The organism is Mesorhizobium sp. M7A.F.Ca.CA.002.09.1.1, from assembly GCF_003998555.1.
Taxonomy (GTDB): domain Bacteria; phylum Pseudomonadota; class Alphaproteobacteria; order Rhizobiales; family Rhizobiaceae; genus Mesorhizobium; species Mesorhizobium ciceri.
This window is the reverse complement of record NZ_RZRR01001457.1, coordinates 1-727: the sequence shown is the minus strand read 5'-3', so window position 1 is coordinate 727 and position 727 is coordinate 1. Positions and strand designations below refer to the sequence as shown.

Sequence of the window (727 nt, the reverse complement as noted above, 5' to 3'; positions counted from 1 at the left end):
GCACGGCGCCGCGCCTGGATTTCTCGACAGGCGGCGGAAAGATGGCGAACATGCCCCCGGCGAAGCCGCCGGCTTTCGCGCGTGGCAGGTCGATATGGCCGCCCGATTTCCCCTCGATGAACAGTTTTTCGACGTCCGTGTCTTTCGACTGATGGAGCCTGAGCAACGTATCGTTGTGGCCGTCGAAGACGGGAACGAGATCGGTTTCGGTCATTGGGGGATCATTCGGTTCGTTTGTCGGCGCGGCTAAGATATATCCTATCTACTTAGGCAGGATGCGCCACCCGCGCAAATGCCAAAGCCGCCCCGGTGGGATGGCAGCCGCTTGCCGCGCCGTTTCCAAGCAACGAATCCCTACCGCTTCAGCACGTCGGCCCATTCCTGATGGCGGCGGAACTGAGCGTTGGCGAACGGGCAGAGCGGGATGATCTTCTTGCCCGCCGCACGCGCATCCTCGACGGCGCGGGTGACAAGCCGAAGCCCGGCACCCTGGCCGCGAAAGACGTCCGGCACTTCGGTGTGGTCGATGATGATCTGGTGCTCACCGATCTTGGTGAAAGTCATCTCGGCCTCGGCGCCATCGGGTCCACGCAGGACGTAGCGGCCCTTGGAACCGCGATCCTCAAGTTCGATCTCAGGCAGTTGGTCAGGCATTGCTATGCTCCTTGGGCAGTATCGGCAAAGAACCGCCGTGCCGCCTCGATCTCGTTTGGCCGCACCTCGTGCC

2 protein-coding genes are annotated in these 727 nt (G+C 62.4%); both read right to left on the bottom strand.

Features of this window, described 5'->3' with window-relative positions:
- A partial coding sequence (locus EN994_RS33980; protein ID WP_206524946.1) for a membrane dipeptidase occupies positions 1-214 on the bottom strand: 214 nt, incomplete at its 3' end.
- A 140-nt stretch (positions 215-354) separates the two neighbouring features.
- Positions 355-654: a GNAT family N-acetyltransferase gene (locus EN994_RS33975; protein WP_013529296.1), complete on the bottom strand. Its 300-nt coding sequence runs from the start codon at positions 652-654 to the stop codon at positions 355-357.
- Positions 655-727 lie beyond the last annotated feature (73 nt).

Coding starts and splice junctions, on each gene's coding strand:
- EN994_RS33975 (WP_013529296.1), bottom strand. CDS start 654: ATGCCTGACCAACTGCCTGAGATCGAACTTGAGGATCGCGGTTCCAAG.